This is a genomic window from Hymenobacter tenuis, from assembly GCF_054780495.1.
Genome location: NZ_BAAGWF010000001.1, coordinates 1,080,023 through 1,093,637, shown reverse-complemented (window position 1 = coordinate 1,093,637; position 13,615 = coordinate 1,080,023). Strand labels below are relative to the sequence as shown.

Annotated in this window: 12 protein-coding genes; 6 read left to right on the top strand and 6 right to left on the bottom strand. The window is 59.5% G+C overall.

The genetic code is table 11. From position 1 onward, the window contains the following. The first annotated feature begins 11 nt into the window (after positions 1-11). The gene (locus ACYVGU_RS04735; RefSeq protein ID WP_460612211.1) at positions 12-995 is read left to right on the top strand and encodes a pyruvate dehydrogenase complex E1 component subunit beta; all 984 of its coding nucleotides are present in this window, start codon (positions 12-14) and stop codon (positions 993-995) included. Positions 996-1,185: 190 nt separating this feature from the next. Continuing rightward, positions 1,186-1,722, top strand: coding sequence for a DinB family protein (locus ACYVGU_RS04730; protein ID WP_460621121.1), 537 nt, complete (start codon positions 1,186-1,188; stop codon positions 1,720-1,722). A gap of 60 nt (positions 1,723-1,782) precedes the next feature. Here ACYVGU_RS04730 and ACYVGU_RS04725 read toward each other — a convergent pair whose 3' ends face one another. Together ACYVGU_RS04725 and ACYVGU_RS04720 are read right to left on the bottom strand one after the other, a co-directional pair. Further along, on the bottom strand, positions 1,783-2,238 hold the full coding sequence (locus ACYVGU_RS04725; protein WP_460621120.1) for an acyl-CoA thioesterase: 456 nt from the start codon (positions 2,236-2,238) through the stop codon (positions 1,783-1,785). Positions 2,239-2,313: 75 nt separating this feature from the next. Further along, the gene (locus ACYVGU_RS04720; protein WP_460621119.1) at positions 2,314-3,048 is read right to left on the bottom strand and encodes a class I SAM-dependent methyltransferase; all 735 of its coding nucleotides are present in this window, start codon (positions 3,046-3,048) and stop codon (positions 2,314-2,316) included. Positions 3,049-3,143: 95 nt separating this feature from the next. Between ACYVGU_RS04720 and ACYVGU_RS04715 the strand changes: the two genes are divergently transcribed. The 4 genes from ACYVGU_RS04715 to ACYVGU_RS04700 all read left to right on the top strand — a co-directional run bounded on the left by ACYVGU_RS04715 (position 3,144) and on the right by ACYVGU_RS04700 (position 8,323). Then, positions 3,144-3,323 carry a DUF2256 domain-containing protein gene (locus ACYVGU_RS04715; RefSeq protein ID WP_460621118.1) on the top strand — a complete coding sequence of 60 codons (180 nt, stop codon included), beginning with the start codon at positions 3,144-3,146 and terminating at the stop codon, positions 3,321-3,323. Between the two features lie 99 nt (positions 3,324-3,422). After that, positions 3,423-3,815 (top strand): hypothetical protein, encoded by a 393-nt coding sequence (locus ACYVGU_RS04710; RefSeq protein ID WP_460621117.1) that lies wholly within the window; start codon positions 3,423-3,425, stop codon positions 3,813-3,815. Between the two features lie 409 nt (positions 3,816-4,224). Further along, the gene (locus ACYVGU_RS04705) at positions 4,225-4,701 is read left to right on the top strand and encodes a nucleoside deaminase (protein ID WP_460621116.1); all 477 of its coding nucleotides are present in this window, start codon (positions 4,225-4,227) and stop codon (positions 4,699-4,701) included. A 385-nt stretch (positions 4,702-5,086) separates the two neighbouring features. Then, a complete protein-coding gene (locus ACYVGU_RS04700; protein WP_460621115.1) occupies positions 5,087-8,323 on the top strand; it encodes a hypothetical protein in 3,237 nt (1,078 codons plus the stop codon). Positions 8,324-8,374: 51 nt separating this feature from the next. Here the strand turns inward: ACYVGU_RS04700 and dgt are convergent, their stop codons facing one another. The 4 genes from dgt to ACYVGU_RS04680 all read right to left on the bottom strand — a co-directional run bounded on the left by dgt (position 8,375) and on the right by ACYVGU_RS04680 (position 13,533). Then, entirely contained in the window at positions 8,375-9,796 is a 1,422-nt protein-coding gene (dgt, locus tag ACYVGU_RS04695) for a dGTP triphosphohydrolase (protein ID WP_460621114.1), read from the bottom strand. Between the two features lie 58 nt (positions 9,797-9,854). Next, positions 9,855-10,550, bottom strand: a complete 696-nt coding sequence (locus ACYVGU_RS04690) for a DUF1361 domain-containing protein (protein WP_460621113.1) — start codon at positions 10,548-10,550, stop codon at positions 9,855-9,857. An 86-nt stretch (positions 10,551-10,636) separates the two neighbouring features. Further along, a complete protein-coding gene (locus ACYVGU_RS04685; protein WP_460621112.1) occupies positions 10,637-12,136 on the bottom strand; it encodes a TolC family protein in 1,500 nt (499 codons plus the stop codon). Continuing rightward, positions 12,133-13,533, bottom strand: a complete 1,401-nt coding sequence (locus tag ACYVGU_RS04680) for an HlyD family secretion protein (RefSeq protein ID WP_460621111.1) — start codon at positions 13,531-13,533, stop codon at positions 12,133-12,135. Before ACYVGU_RS04680 ends, ACYVGU_RS04685 begins: the two co-directional genes overlap by 4 nt. Positions 13,534-13,615 lie beyond the last annotated feature (82 nt).

Sequence of the window (13,615 nt, the reverse complement as noted above, 5' to 3'; positions counted from 1 at the left end):
TCCTACCGATTATGCGGACCATCCAATTCCGGGAAGCCCTGCGTGAAGCCATGTCTGAGGAAATGCGTCGCGACGCGAGCGTATTTCTGATGGGCGAAGAAGTTGCCGAATACAACGGCGCCTACAAAGTAAGCCAGGGCATGCTCGACGAATTCGGCCCGGAGCGCGTGATTGACACGCCCATTGCTGAACTGGGCTTCGCCGGTATCGGCGTGGGAGCGGCCATCAACGGCCTCAAGCCCATCATCGAGTTCATGACCTTCAACTTCTCGTTGGTGGCCATTGACCAGGTGATTAACTCGGCCGCCAAAATCATGTCGATGTCGGGCGGACAGTACACCTGCCCCATTGTGTTCCGTGGTCCAACCGGCAACGCCGGTATGCTTTCCTCGCAGCACTCCCAAAACTTTGAGAACTGGTACGCTAACACGCCCGGCCTGAAAGTGGTGGTCCCTTCTACCCCCTATGATGCCAAAGGCCTACTGAAGAGCGCCATCCGCGACGCTGACCCGGTTATCTTCATGGAGTCGGAGCTGATGTACGGCGACAAAGGCGAGGTGCCCGAAGAAGAGTATCTGATTCCGATTGGCAAAGCCAACGTAGTGCGCCCCGGCGAAAACGTTACCATCGTGAGCTTCGGCAAAATGATGAAGGTAGCCCTGGCCGCCGCCGATGAGCTAGCCAAAGAAGGTATCAGTGCCGAGGTAATCGACTTGCGTTCCGTACGGCCTATCGACTACGACACCCTAGTAGAATCAGTAAAGAAAACCAACCGTATGGTGGTGGTAGAGGAAGCATGGCCGCTGGCCAGCATCAGCTCCGAGCTGTCGTACATGGTGCAGCGCCGCGCCTTCGACTACCTCGATGCTCCCGTGCTGCGCATCACGAACATGGACGTGCCGCTGCCCTACGCTCCTACCCTAATTGATGCCGCCCTACCGAACGTAGAGCGCACCGTGAAGGCCGTGAAGGAAGTGCTGTACGTAAACAAATAAGTACTGCTTCGGCAGAGAAACAAAAAGCCCCACCTCAGCTCAGCTGAGGTGGGGCTTTTTGTTTCTCTGCTGTTGCTGGGGCTTTGGTCGGGTTGGCATGGTTTAGGTAGCTAGGCCCTGCGCAGCCACTAACCTGGCGACGGTATATTTTACGTACCTTTTGCCCCAACCTACCCTTCTTCTCTCCTGCATGAATCACCGCTTACACCTGCGTTTCGAGCAACTTGAAAGTGCCACCAACCACCTGCTGCAATCTGTTGAAGCGCTGGACAGCAAGGCCTCGCAGTCGCCGGGGCCAGGCCAGTGGTCGGCGGTACAGGTAGTGCAGCATTTGGTGGTTGCTGAAACCGGCATTGGGCAGTACCTGGAAAAGAAGTTGCTGCAGGCGGAAGGGCTAGCAAAATCGGGGTTCGGCGCGTTCCTGAAATCACGGCTGCTGCGCCTGATGCTGCGGTTGCCTTTCACCCGGTTTAAGGCGCCGGCCTACCTAGCAAAACTCACACCTGAGCAGGTGCCGCCGCTACCAGAACTGCGCGCTGAATGGGAAGCGGTGCGGCGGCGGCTGGAGCGCCTGCTGAACGAGTTTCCCGGGCCGCTATTGAATAGGGCCATTTTCAAGCACCCGCGCTCCGGCATGCTCACCATTCATCAAACCCTCGACTTCATGCTGGACCACGTGCTACACCACCAGAAGCAGGTGGAGCGAATTGCCAAAGCCATCAAATAATGAAAAAGCCCACCTGAGCATACCGCCAGGTGGGCTTTTTTGCTATCAGGCAGGCTAACGCTAGGCGCCTTGATTCCGAATGATATCGGCGTAGGATTGGTGACGGGGAAGGCCTTGCATGAGGGCCGTGATTTCGGTGGGTGGCACCAGCAGCTTGCGGGCGCGCAGATCCAACCAAGCGCCTTCCACGGCTACCGTGGCAGCGGGTCGGCCATCGGGCTTGTAGAGTATGTGGATGATGTTCCAGCGCGAGCCATCTTCGCTCAGGCCCGTGAGCTCTCCGGTCACGCGCAACGCTTCATTGATGTGCAGTTCCTTTAAATAGCGCGTATCCTCCCGGAACAGAATCGGGCCAATGGCCAACTGGGCGAAGCGCTGCAATGTGTAGCCGTGCTGAGCCAAGTATTCAATGCGATGCTGGGCGGCGTAATCGGCGTAGGCGGAGTGGCGCATGTGGCCGTTGGGGTCCATATCAGCCCACCGTACGGTGTAGGTTCTTTCGAAAGCAGATGACATTATAGAAGCAGAAGGGTTTCAGGCAAGAAAGGGGCTAGCCCGAAGCTAGCGTACTAGGTGCGTTAGGGCCGCAAACTAGCGCAACGTGAGGCGTACCAGGTATTGTTGCTGGTCGTCTTCCTCCAGAAATTCAACCTCGTAGCCAGCGGCTTCGGCATAATCCTGCAGCAAGGTGGGGTCAGTGAAAATCCAGTGGAAGGCGGCGCCGGTTTCGTTTGCGTAGTTCATGGTGTACTCCACCTCGCCATAGTACGGACCGTTGAGGTCGAACACCAGGGCGCCTTCCTCGTCCTCGTAGAGGTAGCTGATGTCGGAGGAAGTAGCCAGAATCTGGCCGTTGGGCGCAAGCAGTGTTTTGGCGTGCTCCAGAAAGCGCTCCAGCCCGCTTAGCGTGCCGGTCAGGCCAATGCCGTTCATCAGCATCAGGATGGTGTCGAACTTGTCGCCGTGGGTGAGGGCCGCATCGAAAATATCATGGCGGGCTACCTCGCGCACGCCGCGCTGCTGCATTACTTCCACGGCGCCCGGCGAAATATCAACGGCTTTCACGGAAAACCCGCGCTGCTGGAGCTCCAGGGCATGGCAGCCGGCGCCAGCACCCAAATCGAGCACGCGGCCGCGGCACTCTTCCAGGGCGGTGCGCTCCATCTCCGGCATTTCCCAAAGCGAGCGGAAGAAATAGGCGGCGGGCAGTACCTCCTCGTCAGAAACGGAGCTGTGCACGGCCAGCGTGGCACTGAGGTGGCCGTGCTGATAGGCCAGTAGGGCTTGGCCCAACGTATCGGGGGCAGAAGAAGCAGAGTGCGACATAGCCCCAAAGATACGGCGCGGGCCGGGGTCAGGTGCCGCGCGTGGTTAACTTCCGGTGGCTCTCCGCGTTATATCCTTGATTTTCTGCTCGTCTCATGTCAACTCCTATTTCATCGAAGCGCTTAGTAAAAGGCAACTTACCTACCAAAACGTGCCTTACCTGCGGACGACCATTTGAGTACCGCAAAAAGTGGCGCAACACCTGGGACGAGGTAAAGTACTGCGGCGAGAAGTGCCAGCGCAACCGGCCCAAACCCATTGCCTTACTCGACTAGGCCTGATTACCTCATCAACCGATAACGGCGTTCTCGTATCCTTTCGGGATATTTCTGCGTTCTGAACTCCACCATATCCCTCACCTTCTCCCCTGCCTTATGGCCAGCAACCTCAACTATCTTGACCCCGCTCTTCTGCCCTTGGAAGATAAACTACAGGCCTATCTGCGCGCTGAAAAGGAGCTGCAAACGGCCGAAATTGAAGCAACCAACCTCACGCACCAGCCGCCAACCGCTACCCCTGAATTCGAGCAACGCTCTGCCAGCGGCAGCTACCCCCAGGAACTGGAGGAAGTGAGCAGCACCTTAGACGACCTGCGCACGGACCTGGCACGGCTGCGCGCTGAAATAATTGAGATGCTGCCGGTCCGCGACGAGTGGATAAAAGTAAACCTTGGCTACGGCCCCAGCCGGGTTGGAGCCTTCCGCAAGGCTAGCGCCTCAGAGCAAGGCACTGCAACGGATATCTACGAGTTGCATGTGGTTGTGTAACCTCAGCTAAGCCCGGCAGCTCGCATACCAAGCTAACCCACTCGCTACAAGCAAAAAAAGGACTGCCAACGGCAGTCCCCTTTTCCACAACCAAAACACCTAAAAAACTATTCTTTCGCTTTTCACAAATCAACTATCGGGCCAGATTTCTCCTTTCCAAGTTGGAATATGCCTAGCGAAGAATAGGCTCTATAGTGTCTACACAATATAGAGTCTAATTGGGTGATGAAAGGTTGCACGAGGTCATAAATATTTTAGAAAGGTTGGCGGCAGTAGCGGCGCTTAGAGTAAGTGCCGGCCGCGTACCAAGCGTGCAGGTAGACTGCTAGCGCCTAAAGCCGTATTTTGCGCAGTTTTTTGGCCATTTCTGTGGCCGGTATTTTTTCCGCGTTTCAGCCTACCCCCGTTTATGGAAGCACCTAATCCTGAGTTTATGCGTGAAGCTATCCGCCTGTCTATTGAGAAAATGCAGGCGGGCTATGGTGGGCCATTCGGTGCCGTAATTGTGAAAGATGGCCACATCATTGCGCGCGGCTTCAACCAAGTAACCAGCACCAACGACCCCACCTGCCACGCCGAGGTAGATGCCATTCGGAAGGCGTGCGCCGAGCTCAACACGTTTCAACTGGATGATTGCGACTTGTATACCAGCTGTGAGCCCTGCCCTATGTGCCTGGGTGCTATCTACTGGGCCCGCCCCCGCCGGGTTTTTTATGGCAATACCAAGCAGGATGCTGCCGCCATTGGCTTCGACGACCAGTTTATTTATGAAGAACTGGAAAAACCGCTGGCCGGCCGCCATATCCCAATGGTAGAACTGCTGCGCGACGAAGCCAAGGCCGGCTTTCAGGCCTGGGAGCAACACGAAAGCCGCACCGATTACTAGGTAGCACTGGCACCTCAACCCTTCGAAATAACCAACGTCCCACCATAGCAACTCACTGTGGTGGGACGTTGGTTTATGTAACTACCTGCCTGCAGCTACATGCTAGCTGTTCCAATCCGGTGAAGAGGTTCTACTAGGGTACGTGCATGGTCAAGCCTACTTCTTCAGCATTCTGCCCAGTAAGATGCTTCTGCCCCGCCTCCGCCTGACGATTTTTTTGATTTATAATCAATACCGCCTAGGTCGTAGAAGCCGTTGAACTCCGCTGTAGTTTGCGGCAAAGGGAATTTGCGCCTTACTTCGGGGTGAACAGAGCGCACAGACGCTTACTCATTTTATACGTAAAAGCACGCATCCCTTCCCTCTACTGCTCTGCTTGCCTTCTATGAACCGACCCTCTATCCGTCAGCTGCTCGGCGTTGCCGCCCTGGGGCTGTTGCTGGTAGTGCTGGGGGCAGCGTGGTTTCTGGGCAGCCAGTGGGGAAAGCGCCGACTAGAGCTCCTGATTCGGCAGCGCGTGTTGCAGCAGTCGGAGCTGGTACTGGCACCATTTGAGCTGGACATTTCGCTGCTGCGCGACTTTCCTCACCTTACGGCCTCAGCCCGCCATATCAGCCTGACGGACACCTCGTATCAGCGGGCCGTAGAGGTACTACGGATTGGGAGGGCCGACATGCGGCTGGAACTGCGGCAGATCTGGCGGGGCGAATTTCAGGTAAAACATCTGACGTTACGCGACGTGGAGTTTCGGCAGCTCACTGATTCTCTGGGCCACGACTGGGGCCTACGGGGCCGCGGGCCACGGCGCACTACCCCTTCCGCCCCGCCCAACCTCCTGCTTGACTCGCTTATTCTGCTGAATGTGCGGGTACTGGACCGCAACGAGCTGCATAAAAGCGGGTTTTCAGCGTATGTGCGCCAAGGCCGGCTTACTGGCCGGGTACAGAAGGGCGTTGCGCACGTAACGGGGCAGCTGCAGGGGCAGTTAGAATACCTGCGTAGCGGCCGCGGAAATCTGTTTGAGCAGGAGCCAATTGTGGCGCTGGTGCGCTACAGCTATGATTTCCGCCGCCGCGAGGGCACCTTCCGGCGCACCAAAGCCACCCTTAACGGCGACACCGTGTTGGTGACGGGCACGCACCGCGGCGCCGCACCATATGAGCCCCGGGGCACGTACCTTAATGTTCAATTCCGCGGCAGTCAGCCCTTGCTGGAAGTGCTGCACGTGGCCCTTCCGCCCAGCCTAGACCGGTTTCTGCAAGGCGCCAAAAGCCCGAGCCACGCCCAAATCTGGTACTCAATAAAGGGGCAAACAGGTCCTACCACCCGGCCTCGTACTATTCTGCGCTTTGCCCTGCGCGATGCCCAGGTGCAATGGGCCGACTCGGCCCGCCGCATCCGGCGCTGGGATGCGCGCGGCACCTTCGATAACGGTCCGGACCACGCCCCGCGCACTACCTCCCTTACGTTTGACCACTGCCGGATTTACTCAGAAGCCGGCGAGTTGGATGCGTCCCTGTTAATGCAGGATTTCACGCGCCCCCATTTACTAGGCCACATCCGGGGCCGAACCGAGCTGACCACGCTGGCCGCCGTCGTGGTTCCGCATTTGTGGCGGGCCAGTTCGGGCCAGGCTACGCTCGATCTTAAACTGGATGGGGCTTTCCCAGAAATCCCGAACCGGGCCGCCCGCCGCGCCCTCGACCCTGACTCCCTATTGCCCCCGATGGCGGCGCGCGGCACCGTACGGCTGGAAAATGCAGCATTCAGCATTCCTAGTCGGCAAGCCACCATGAAGAGCCTAAACGTGCGCGTGCAGCTGCGCGACAGTATGTGGGTGCTAGAAAACCTGACCGGCCAGCTAAACTCCATGCACGTTCGGGCCAATGCTACCGCTTCGTATCTGCTGGCGTATTTCAGCGGACAGCGCGCTACTACGCGCATTACCGGCTCTTTTGGGGTGGATGAGCTTAATCTGCAGGAGCTGCGCCGGCTGCTGGCTGCCCCCAATGGGCGGCCGCGGACCCGGCCGAAAGTGGTGCGCCCAGTACCGACAACCGCGCAGCAGAGGGCCGCTCGGGCCCTTAATATTTTGCCTCCCGGCTTGCTGCTCAACGTGCGGGTGCAGTGTGGCCGGCTGGTGGTAGCCGCCGATACGCTTGAGCGGCTGGCCGCCACCGTCCGGCACAATGGCCAGCACGTGCGCATCAGTAATCTGCATGGGCAGGTGTGGGGCGGCACGCTCACGGGCGCCGTGAGCTGGCTTACGGATACCCTGGCCCCGCAGCCCGTTATGGCCCGGTTGGCCGTTTTCTTTCCTACGCTGCGCTACCACCAGTTACTGGAGCGCCTCACGCGCCCCTCCCAACGCCCCGCAGGAACCTCGGCCGCTGATCCTACACTACGGGAGATTCTGCTCTCGGCCAACGGACAAGCCACCGCCACCATTAGGCGGCTGCAATTGCCCGACAGCAATTATCTGCAGAATATTCGGCTGCGCATGGACAAGAATGGTCCCAGCTTCCTGATTCCGCACCTGACCTTCACCACCGATACCGGCGGCAAAGGCCAGCTTAGTGCCACAGCTCGGCTTGATGGCACCCAGCTGGCCCGCGCCCACGCTGATCTGGACATGAAGTTTACTATGCTGGATGTGCAGAACCTGCTGCAACTACTGGCAGCGCTCAGCTCAGTTCCGGCCACTGCCGCACCCACTGGCAACAAAGCCTCCCGGCAGCCCAGCAGCACCTCCCCTTTTCTGGATGGCACCCTAACCGGGCGCGTGCACGTGCTAGCCGACCAGATCCGGTATGGGGTACTGCGGGGCCGGGGGTTTGAGCTTAAAAGCAGCCTAGCGCCGGGCCGGGCGCATCTGGAAGAATGCGCGGTGCAAGTGCTCGGCGGCCAGCTGCGTTTGCGCGGCACCCTCCACACGGATGCCGGCCCGGAGCGTCACCCCCTACACTCGCAGGTGCAGCTCCAGGATATTCAGTTGCCAGAGCTATTTGCGTTGGCCCAAATGCTAGGGCTGGATGTACTAGGGCCGCAGAACATCCGGGGTCAAATGCGCTGCGAAGCCGACGTGCACACTTCTCTCGACCGCACTTTTCTGCCGCACCTGGCCCAAACCAAAGCTTTCCTGAGTACCGATTTGCGGAATCTGGAACTGATAGAGGTAGAGGCTATTATGCAGGCCCTGAAAATACTAAACGAAAAGCGCACCAGCCACCTGTACTTCGAGCCGGTACGGCCGCGCTTCGTGCTGGATGAAGGCCGGCTGCTCATCCCTGGCATGGGCCTTAGCAGCAACCTCACCGACATGACAATTAGTGGCGTGTATCAGTTAGATGGCCGCTCTAACTTGTACATTGGCCTGAGCCCCATGCAGGCCTTGCTGGGCAACAACCGCACGCGCATTGAGCGCATACAGAGCGGCGAGGCCACCCAGCGCCCCAACCGGGGCCTGATGTACATGAACCTGAGTCGCACGCCCGGCACCCGTTACAAAGTGCGTGTGTTCCAAAAGCAGGAGCAGCGCCAGCAACAGCAGAAGCTCCAGCAGGAATTTCAGCGCCTGTTACGCCAGCAACCTCTTGATACGACCATGCGCCTGTTGCGGTAATCCTACCCTTAGGTTTGAGCTGATACAGGGGCTAGGCGATGCCGTAAGGATCTAATATCTCCGGGGCAGATCGATGCCATTGATGGTGCGGTACAGGCGGCTGGCGTTCTGGTCGGTGAGGCCACCGAGGTAATCGGTCAGGAGCACGATTTGCTCGTAGGCTGACATCTGCGCCTGGGGTCCGACAGCTCGAAATTGCTCGGGCAGCAACTGCAGCATCTTTTGCGAGCGAGGACTTTCCTGCGGATCGAAGGTGGCGTGCAGCAAGGCATCGAGTAGCCCGGCCAGCACCTCGAAGCCCGCGGCCTCGGTTTCCAGCACTGGGCGGCTTTGATACAGGTGTTTTGTCGTGAGTTGGTGCATGTGCTGAAGCTGCTCCCACCCCTCCAGTTGCTGCACCAGCGGCTCATCGGAGCGGCCCCGGAGCAGATCTTCAGCTCGGTCGGCGAACAGGCGAGCGGCTTGCTGCACCAAGCGGTTGATGAGGCGGGCTCGCAGATAGCCGAGCTCCTCGCGCCAGTCGTGCCACTGCACCGAGCCGCGGCGGCCAGGCGCATCGCCCAGCAGGTCGCGTAGCAGCGCCAAGCCGGTTTCGCACGGAATCAGCCCTAGCTTCAATCCATCCTCAAAGTCGATGATGCGGAAACAAAGGTCATCGGCTGCTTCTACCAGAAAGGCTAGTGGGTGACGGTGGTAAAAGCCGCCGCGCTCGGTGCCGGGCGGCTTGGACAGCAGTCCCAGCTCGTGGGCTACTTCCTGAAATCGGGCGGCTTCGGTCTGGAAGTAGCCGTACTTTTTCTCGCTGGTACCGCGTACCAAGCTAGCTTCTTCTACAATAGAGGGGCGCGGATACTTGGCAAATGCGCCGAGGGTAGCATAGGTCAGGCCCAGGCCCGCCGAGCCGCTACTATGGGCGGCGTACGTATGCGTCAGGAGCCGGAAGCCAGCGGCATTGCCCCCGAATTGCTGCAAGTCGGCACGCTGGGCGGCATTCAGCACCCGCACGAAGGGCTCGGCGGCGGGGCTACGGAAGTAGGCCGAAATGGCATCCTCGCCCGAATGGCCAAAAGGCGGGTTGCCGATGTCGTGGGCCAGGCAGGCGGCGGCCACAATATCGCCAAAGTCACTATCGAGGTGGGGCAGGCGCTGGGCTAGCCCTTCGGTTTCCTCCAACAGGATTCGGCCGCCCAACCGACCTAGGGAGCGACCTACGCACGCCGTTTCCAGGGAATGCGTGAGGCGGGTGTGCACAAAGTCGGTTTCGGGCAGCGGCATTACCTGGGTTTGGCGCTGCAGCCGCCGGAACGCCGTGCTGAATACCACCCGGTCGTAGTCCTGTACGAAAGCGCCACGCACCGGCGGCGCATCCGTCACAACGTGTAGCTGGGGCTGCTCGGGGTAGCGCCGGCGGCTCAGGAGCCGCTCCCAGGTCATGCCGGGCGTATTCAGCGAATCAGATTGGAGGTGCATCATCAGCAGGCTAAGGTACAAGCGCGCGGCAATATCTGCAGTGCTGAAGCTACGGATTCCGCTACGCTTGCTCGGACTGCTGGTGCTGCTGCCCAAGAAGGCGCACGGTGGCGTAGCCAATCAACAGAAACAGCCCATACAGCAGCGTTACGCCCCAGGTGCCGCGGTGCATGGCCGGATGTAGCAGCCGGTTCACGATGTCATAAAACAGGGTGATGGGGTTGGTTATCACGTCCCAGCTGTTGAAGCGCAGGTAGCGGCCCAGGTAAATCCCGAAACTACTCAGCAGCAAGGCTACCGTAGCAAACGACCAGCCCGCCCACCAGCCCAGGCGCCGCGTCACCAGCAGCTGCATATCCGACAGGGAGGCGTACGCCAGCATCAGGCCGTTCCAGGCGCAGCTCAAGATCAAGGCCAGATCATACCAATACGGCACGCCGGCCCGGGGCTCCAGGTGAAATAAATCGGTGAGGATGTAGGGCGCGTTGGGAAAAAACAACAGCCACCCGAGGCTCACGGGCACCAGAATCCGGGCTTTTAGCCGGCCGGCTGCTAGGCCCAGCATGGTACTCAACCCAAACGGAATTAGGGCCAGAAACAAGTTCCAGAGCAGAAAGATGAAGGACACCTTCTGCGTCAGGAACACCCGAAACGTAATCAGCAGCACACTTAAGAGCAAGGAGGCACCTAGTACTAGCAGCAGGTTCAGGCGCTGGCGCAGCTGGGGCATCGACAAAGTAGCTACGGACATGGACATGAGAACAAGTACGTAAATTTCAACTAGCCTGTGCGCCGGAAGGTTGCCAGTTTACTGCATGAGCAGGCCTAGCTCAGCTATTTCTGCTACTGGGTGGGGCCGCCCGCAGCCCAGTTCAGGGTGGCTTGGGTTTGCGCGTACTTAGCCTGCAGCTCAGCGAGCTTCACCCTAGCTGATACCAGACTGGCCTCGCGGGAGTTGATCAAGAACACCGAGCTTTCCCCGTTTTCAAAGCGGATTTGCTCGCCGTTGCGCAGGCGCTCGGCGTTGCGGACTACATTTTCCTGCAGGGCCAACTGTTCGCGCAGCGCTTCCCAGTCATTGGCTACGGTGCGCACCGTCGTTTGCACTTCTCGCGTATCCTGTTGCAGGTCCAGTTCGGCTTCGCGCACTTTCAGGCGGTTAAGTTGCAGCTTAGCCCGCTCCTGCCGCAGCAGCAGCGGATAGGCAAAGCTCACGCCCAGTTTGTAGTTGTTCTGGAGGTAGTTGCCGCTCAGGCTGGCGGGCTTTTCGGGGCTGAAGGGCTGACCGGCCTGCAGCAGGTTATAATCAAGGCTGAGCTTGGGCAGCAGCTTGTTGGTGAGCAAGCGCCGCTCAATGCCCAGCTGGCTGATTTTCGCGCGGTTTTTCAATAGCTCCGGATGGATTTGCTGGGCCAGCAGGGCTAGGGCCGCCACGGAATCGGGAGGCAGAGTGCGCCAATCGGTGGGGCCGGGCAGCACCTGCGGCCGCGCCGAGGCGGGCAGGTCGCGGGGTTGCTGCTGTTCGTCCCAGAGGTAATTGCTCAGCAGCAGCGTGGCGTTGCGGAATTGCACCCGCGCTTGGCTGAGCGTGGCTTGCCGGTTCTGCAGCTCCGTGAGGGCCTCCACCGAGTCGATAGCAGCCAGGTCGCCAAAGATTACGCGCTGGCGCACGGCCTGGAAGCGCACGTCGGCTAGGGTGGTGTTGCGGCTCAGCAGCTGCAGGCGCTGGTAGTTCAGGCTCCAGTCCCAGTAGTCTTTGGCGGCTTGCAGCAGCAGCTTGTTGAGGGCGCCGCGGCGCTCGGCTTCGGCCAGGCCTTGCAGGGCCTGCGCCTGGCGCACGGCGGCACGTCGCTCATCAATCAGCAAGCCCTGCGCCAATGGCACCGAGAGGCCAATGTAGCTGAGGCCCGCCGGGGCCGTCTGGTTTTCGGGGTTCACATACCTGCCCACGCCGCGCTCAAAGCCCGCCTTCACATCCAGCCCATACCACACCGGAATACGCAACTGCGAGTCCCAGTCGTGGAAGTATTCTTTGCCGCCGAAGGTTTTGCCGTAGTACTTGCTGGTGGCGGTAGGATCAAAGAGGCCGCGGGCGTAGCGCACCTCCTGTTGGGCGCGCTCGGGAAGCAGGGCTGCCTGGCGCGCTACGGGGTGCCGCAGCGTTACGTAGGTCAGCAGGTCGGTGAGGCTGAATACCTGGCCGGAATCAACTGGCACGCTAGGCTCCGCCAGCACCGTATTCACGGGCGGGCGGGCCGGGCTAACGGGCCGACCTGGCTGCGCCGCTAGGTGCCCGCTAATGAGCAGCCCCAGGACACTGCATACAATGGCTAGTTTGCTCATTTCGCTTCCTCCTCTTCTCCCCCGCCGCTAGCGCTTTTATCGGCTTTTGCTACGCCTTTCTTGTCTTTTGCTGCTGTAGGGTCTCCCACGAAGTCTGGCGGGAAGCCGTTGAGCTGGCGCCATAGCTCGTACCAAATCGGCACGTCATCGAGCAGGGCCCAGCCATATACGCCGGAACCTACACGCAATGGCTTGGGCCAGGGCTCCAGGTCGGGGTCAGGGGTAACCAGAATGCGGTACTGGCCCTGCGAGTCGATGTTGTCGATGACGGCTACGCGCCCACCAAAGGTGCCGAAGCTGGTGCCCGGCCAGCCGCTAAATACTAGGGCAGGCCAGCCATCAAACTGCAGCCGGACCTTGCGCCCCACCCGCAGCAGCGGAATATCCATGGGTTTCACGTACAGCTCAGCCGAGAGCTCCGGCGTGTTAGGCATAATCGTGACGATGGCTTCACCCTCCTTCACAATCTCACCCAGGCCTTCTTTGAGGGCCCGCACTACGTAGCCATCTTGCGGAGCTGCAATGTGGTAGTACCCCGAGCGGATGCTGAGGTTGGCCAGTTCATTGCGCATTTTGGCAATCTGCCCTTCGCTATCAAACTGGTACGCCACGGCCGAGCGGCGGTCGGATTCCGACTTGGCCAGCTTATCCTGGTACTCAGCCTGCAGCGAGGAAAGCTCCAGCTGCGCGTTCAGCAGCTCCTGCCGGCTAGCGCCCAGCTTGTTTTCAACGGACTGGCGCTTGGCGGTGCTTTCCTGAAATTTCAGGCGGCGCTGTTCCAGCTCGGTCAGGCTTTTCAGGCCTTGCTTATACAAAGCTTCCTGGCGCTCCAGCTGCTGACGGGCAATATCAAAGTCATTGTTGGCGGCACGCAGCTCGGCTTCGTCGCTGTTTACTTTCAACCGCGTCTGGCTTACTTTATTGCGGGCTTTATCCAAGCTGATGCTCAGGCCCGAGCGCAAGGCATCCTGCTGAGAGCCCAAGGCCACGGTTTTGCCACGGTTTTCCTCGAGGGCGGCAATTTTCGCGGCCAGCTGCTCGCGGGTACGCTGGAGCAACTGGGGGTCGAAGTACTTCTCCTTGATTTCAGCAATATCTACCAGCGTATCGCCTTTCTTTACCAGTTGGCCTTCGCGCACCCGCCACCGCTCAATGCGGCCGCCAATGGTGCTAGGCACAGTTTGAGGACGATCTTGGGGGCGCAGGGTGGTAAGCTTTCCATTGGAGCGGATGTTTTGCGTCCAGGGCAGAAACCCGGCCAGCAGTACCACCAAGCCCAGGCCAGTCATCCAGCGGGCCAGGGTGCGCCCCGAGCTAGGCGTCTGCACCATCCCGAACGAACGGAAGCGTCCGGTTAGTGGGTTGGTTTCTTCCAGAGGATGTTCAGCAAAAGGCACGGCAATCAGGAATTACAAGCGAGATAAATAAATTACGAAAGCTCGCCAAGCGGGTCGCTTTCAGGAGGTTTACCAGCCCTAG

What these genes read in the sequence shown, in the direction of transcription:
- ACYVGU_RS04710 (WP_460621117.1), top strand. Translation starts at nt 3,423, where the DNA reads ATGGCCAGCAACCTCAACTATCTTGACCCCGCTCTTCTGCCCTTGGAA.
- ACYVGU_RS04735 (WP_460612211.1), top strand. Translation starts at nt 12, where the DNA reads ATGCGGACCATCCAATTCCGGGAAGCCCTGCGTGAAGCCATGTCTGAG.
- ACYVGU_RS04715 (WP_460621118.1), top strand. Translation starts at nt 3,144, where the DNA reads ATGTCAACTCCTATTTCATCGAAGCGCTTAGTAAAAGGCAACTTACCT.
- ACYVGU_RS04705 (WP_460621116.1), top strand. Translation starts at nt 4,225, where the DNA reads ATGGAAGCACCTAATCCTGAGTTTATGCGTGAAGCTATCCGCCTGTCT.
- ACYVGU_RS04720 (WP_460621119.1), bottom strand. Translation starts at nt 3,048, where the DNA reads ATGTCGCACTCTGCTTCTTCTGCCCCCGATACGTTGGGCCAAGCCCTA.
- ACYVGU_RS04730 (WP_460621121.1), top strand. Translation starts at nt 1,186, where the DNA reads ATGAATCACCGCTTACACCTGCGTTTCGAGCAACTTGAAAGTGCCACC.
- ACYVGU_RS04725 (WP_460621120.1), bottom strand. Translation starts at nt 2,238, where the DNA reads ATGTCATCTGCTTTCGAAAGAACCTACACCGTACGGTGGGCTGATATG.
- dgt (WP_460621114.1), bottom strand. Translation starts at nt 9,796, where the DNA reads ATGATGCACCTCCAATCTGATTCGCTGAATACGCCCGGCATGACCTGG.
- ACYVGU_RS04685 (WP_460621112.1), bottom strand. Translation starts at nt 12,136, where the DNA reads ATGAGCAAACTAGCCATTGTATGCAGTGTCCTGGGGCTGCTCATTAGC.
- ACYVGU_RS04690 (WP_460621113.1), bottom strand. Translation starts at nt 10,550, where the DNA reads ATGTCCATGTCCGTAGCTACTTTGTCGATGCCCCAGCTGCGCCAGCGC.
- ACYVGU_RS04700 (WP_460621115.1), top strand. Translation starts at nt 5,087, where the DNA reads ATGAACCGACCCTCTATCCGTCAGCTGCTCGGCGTTGCCGCCCTGGGG.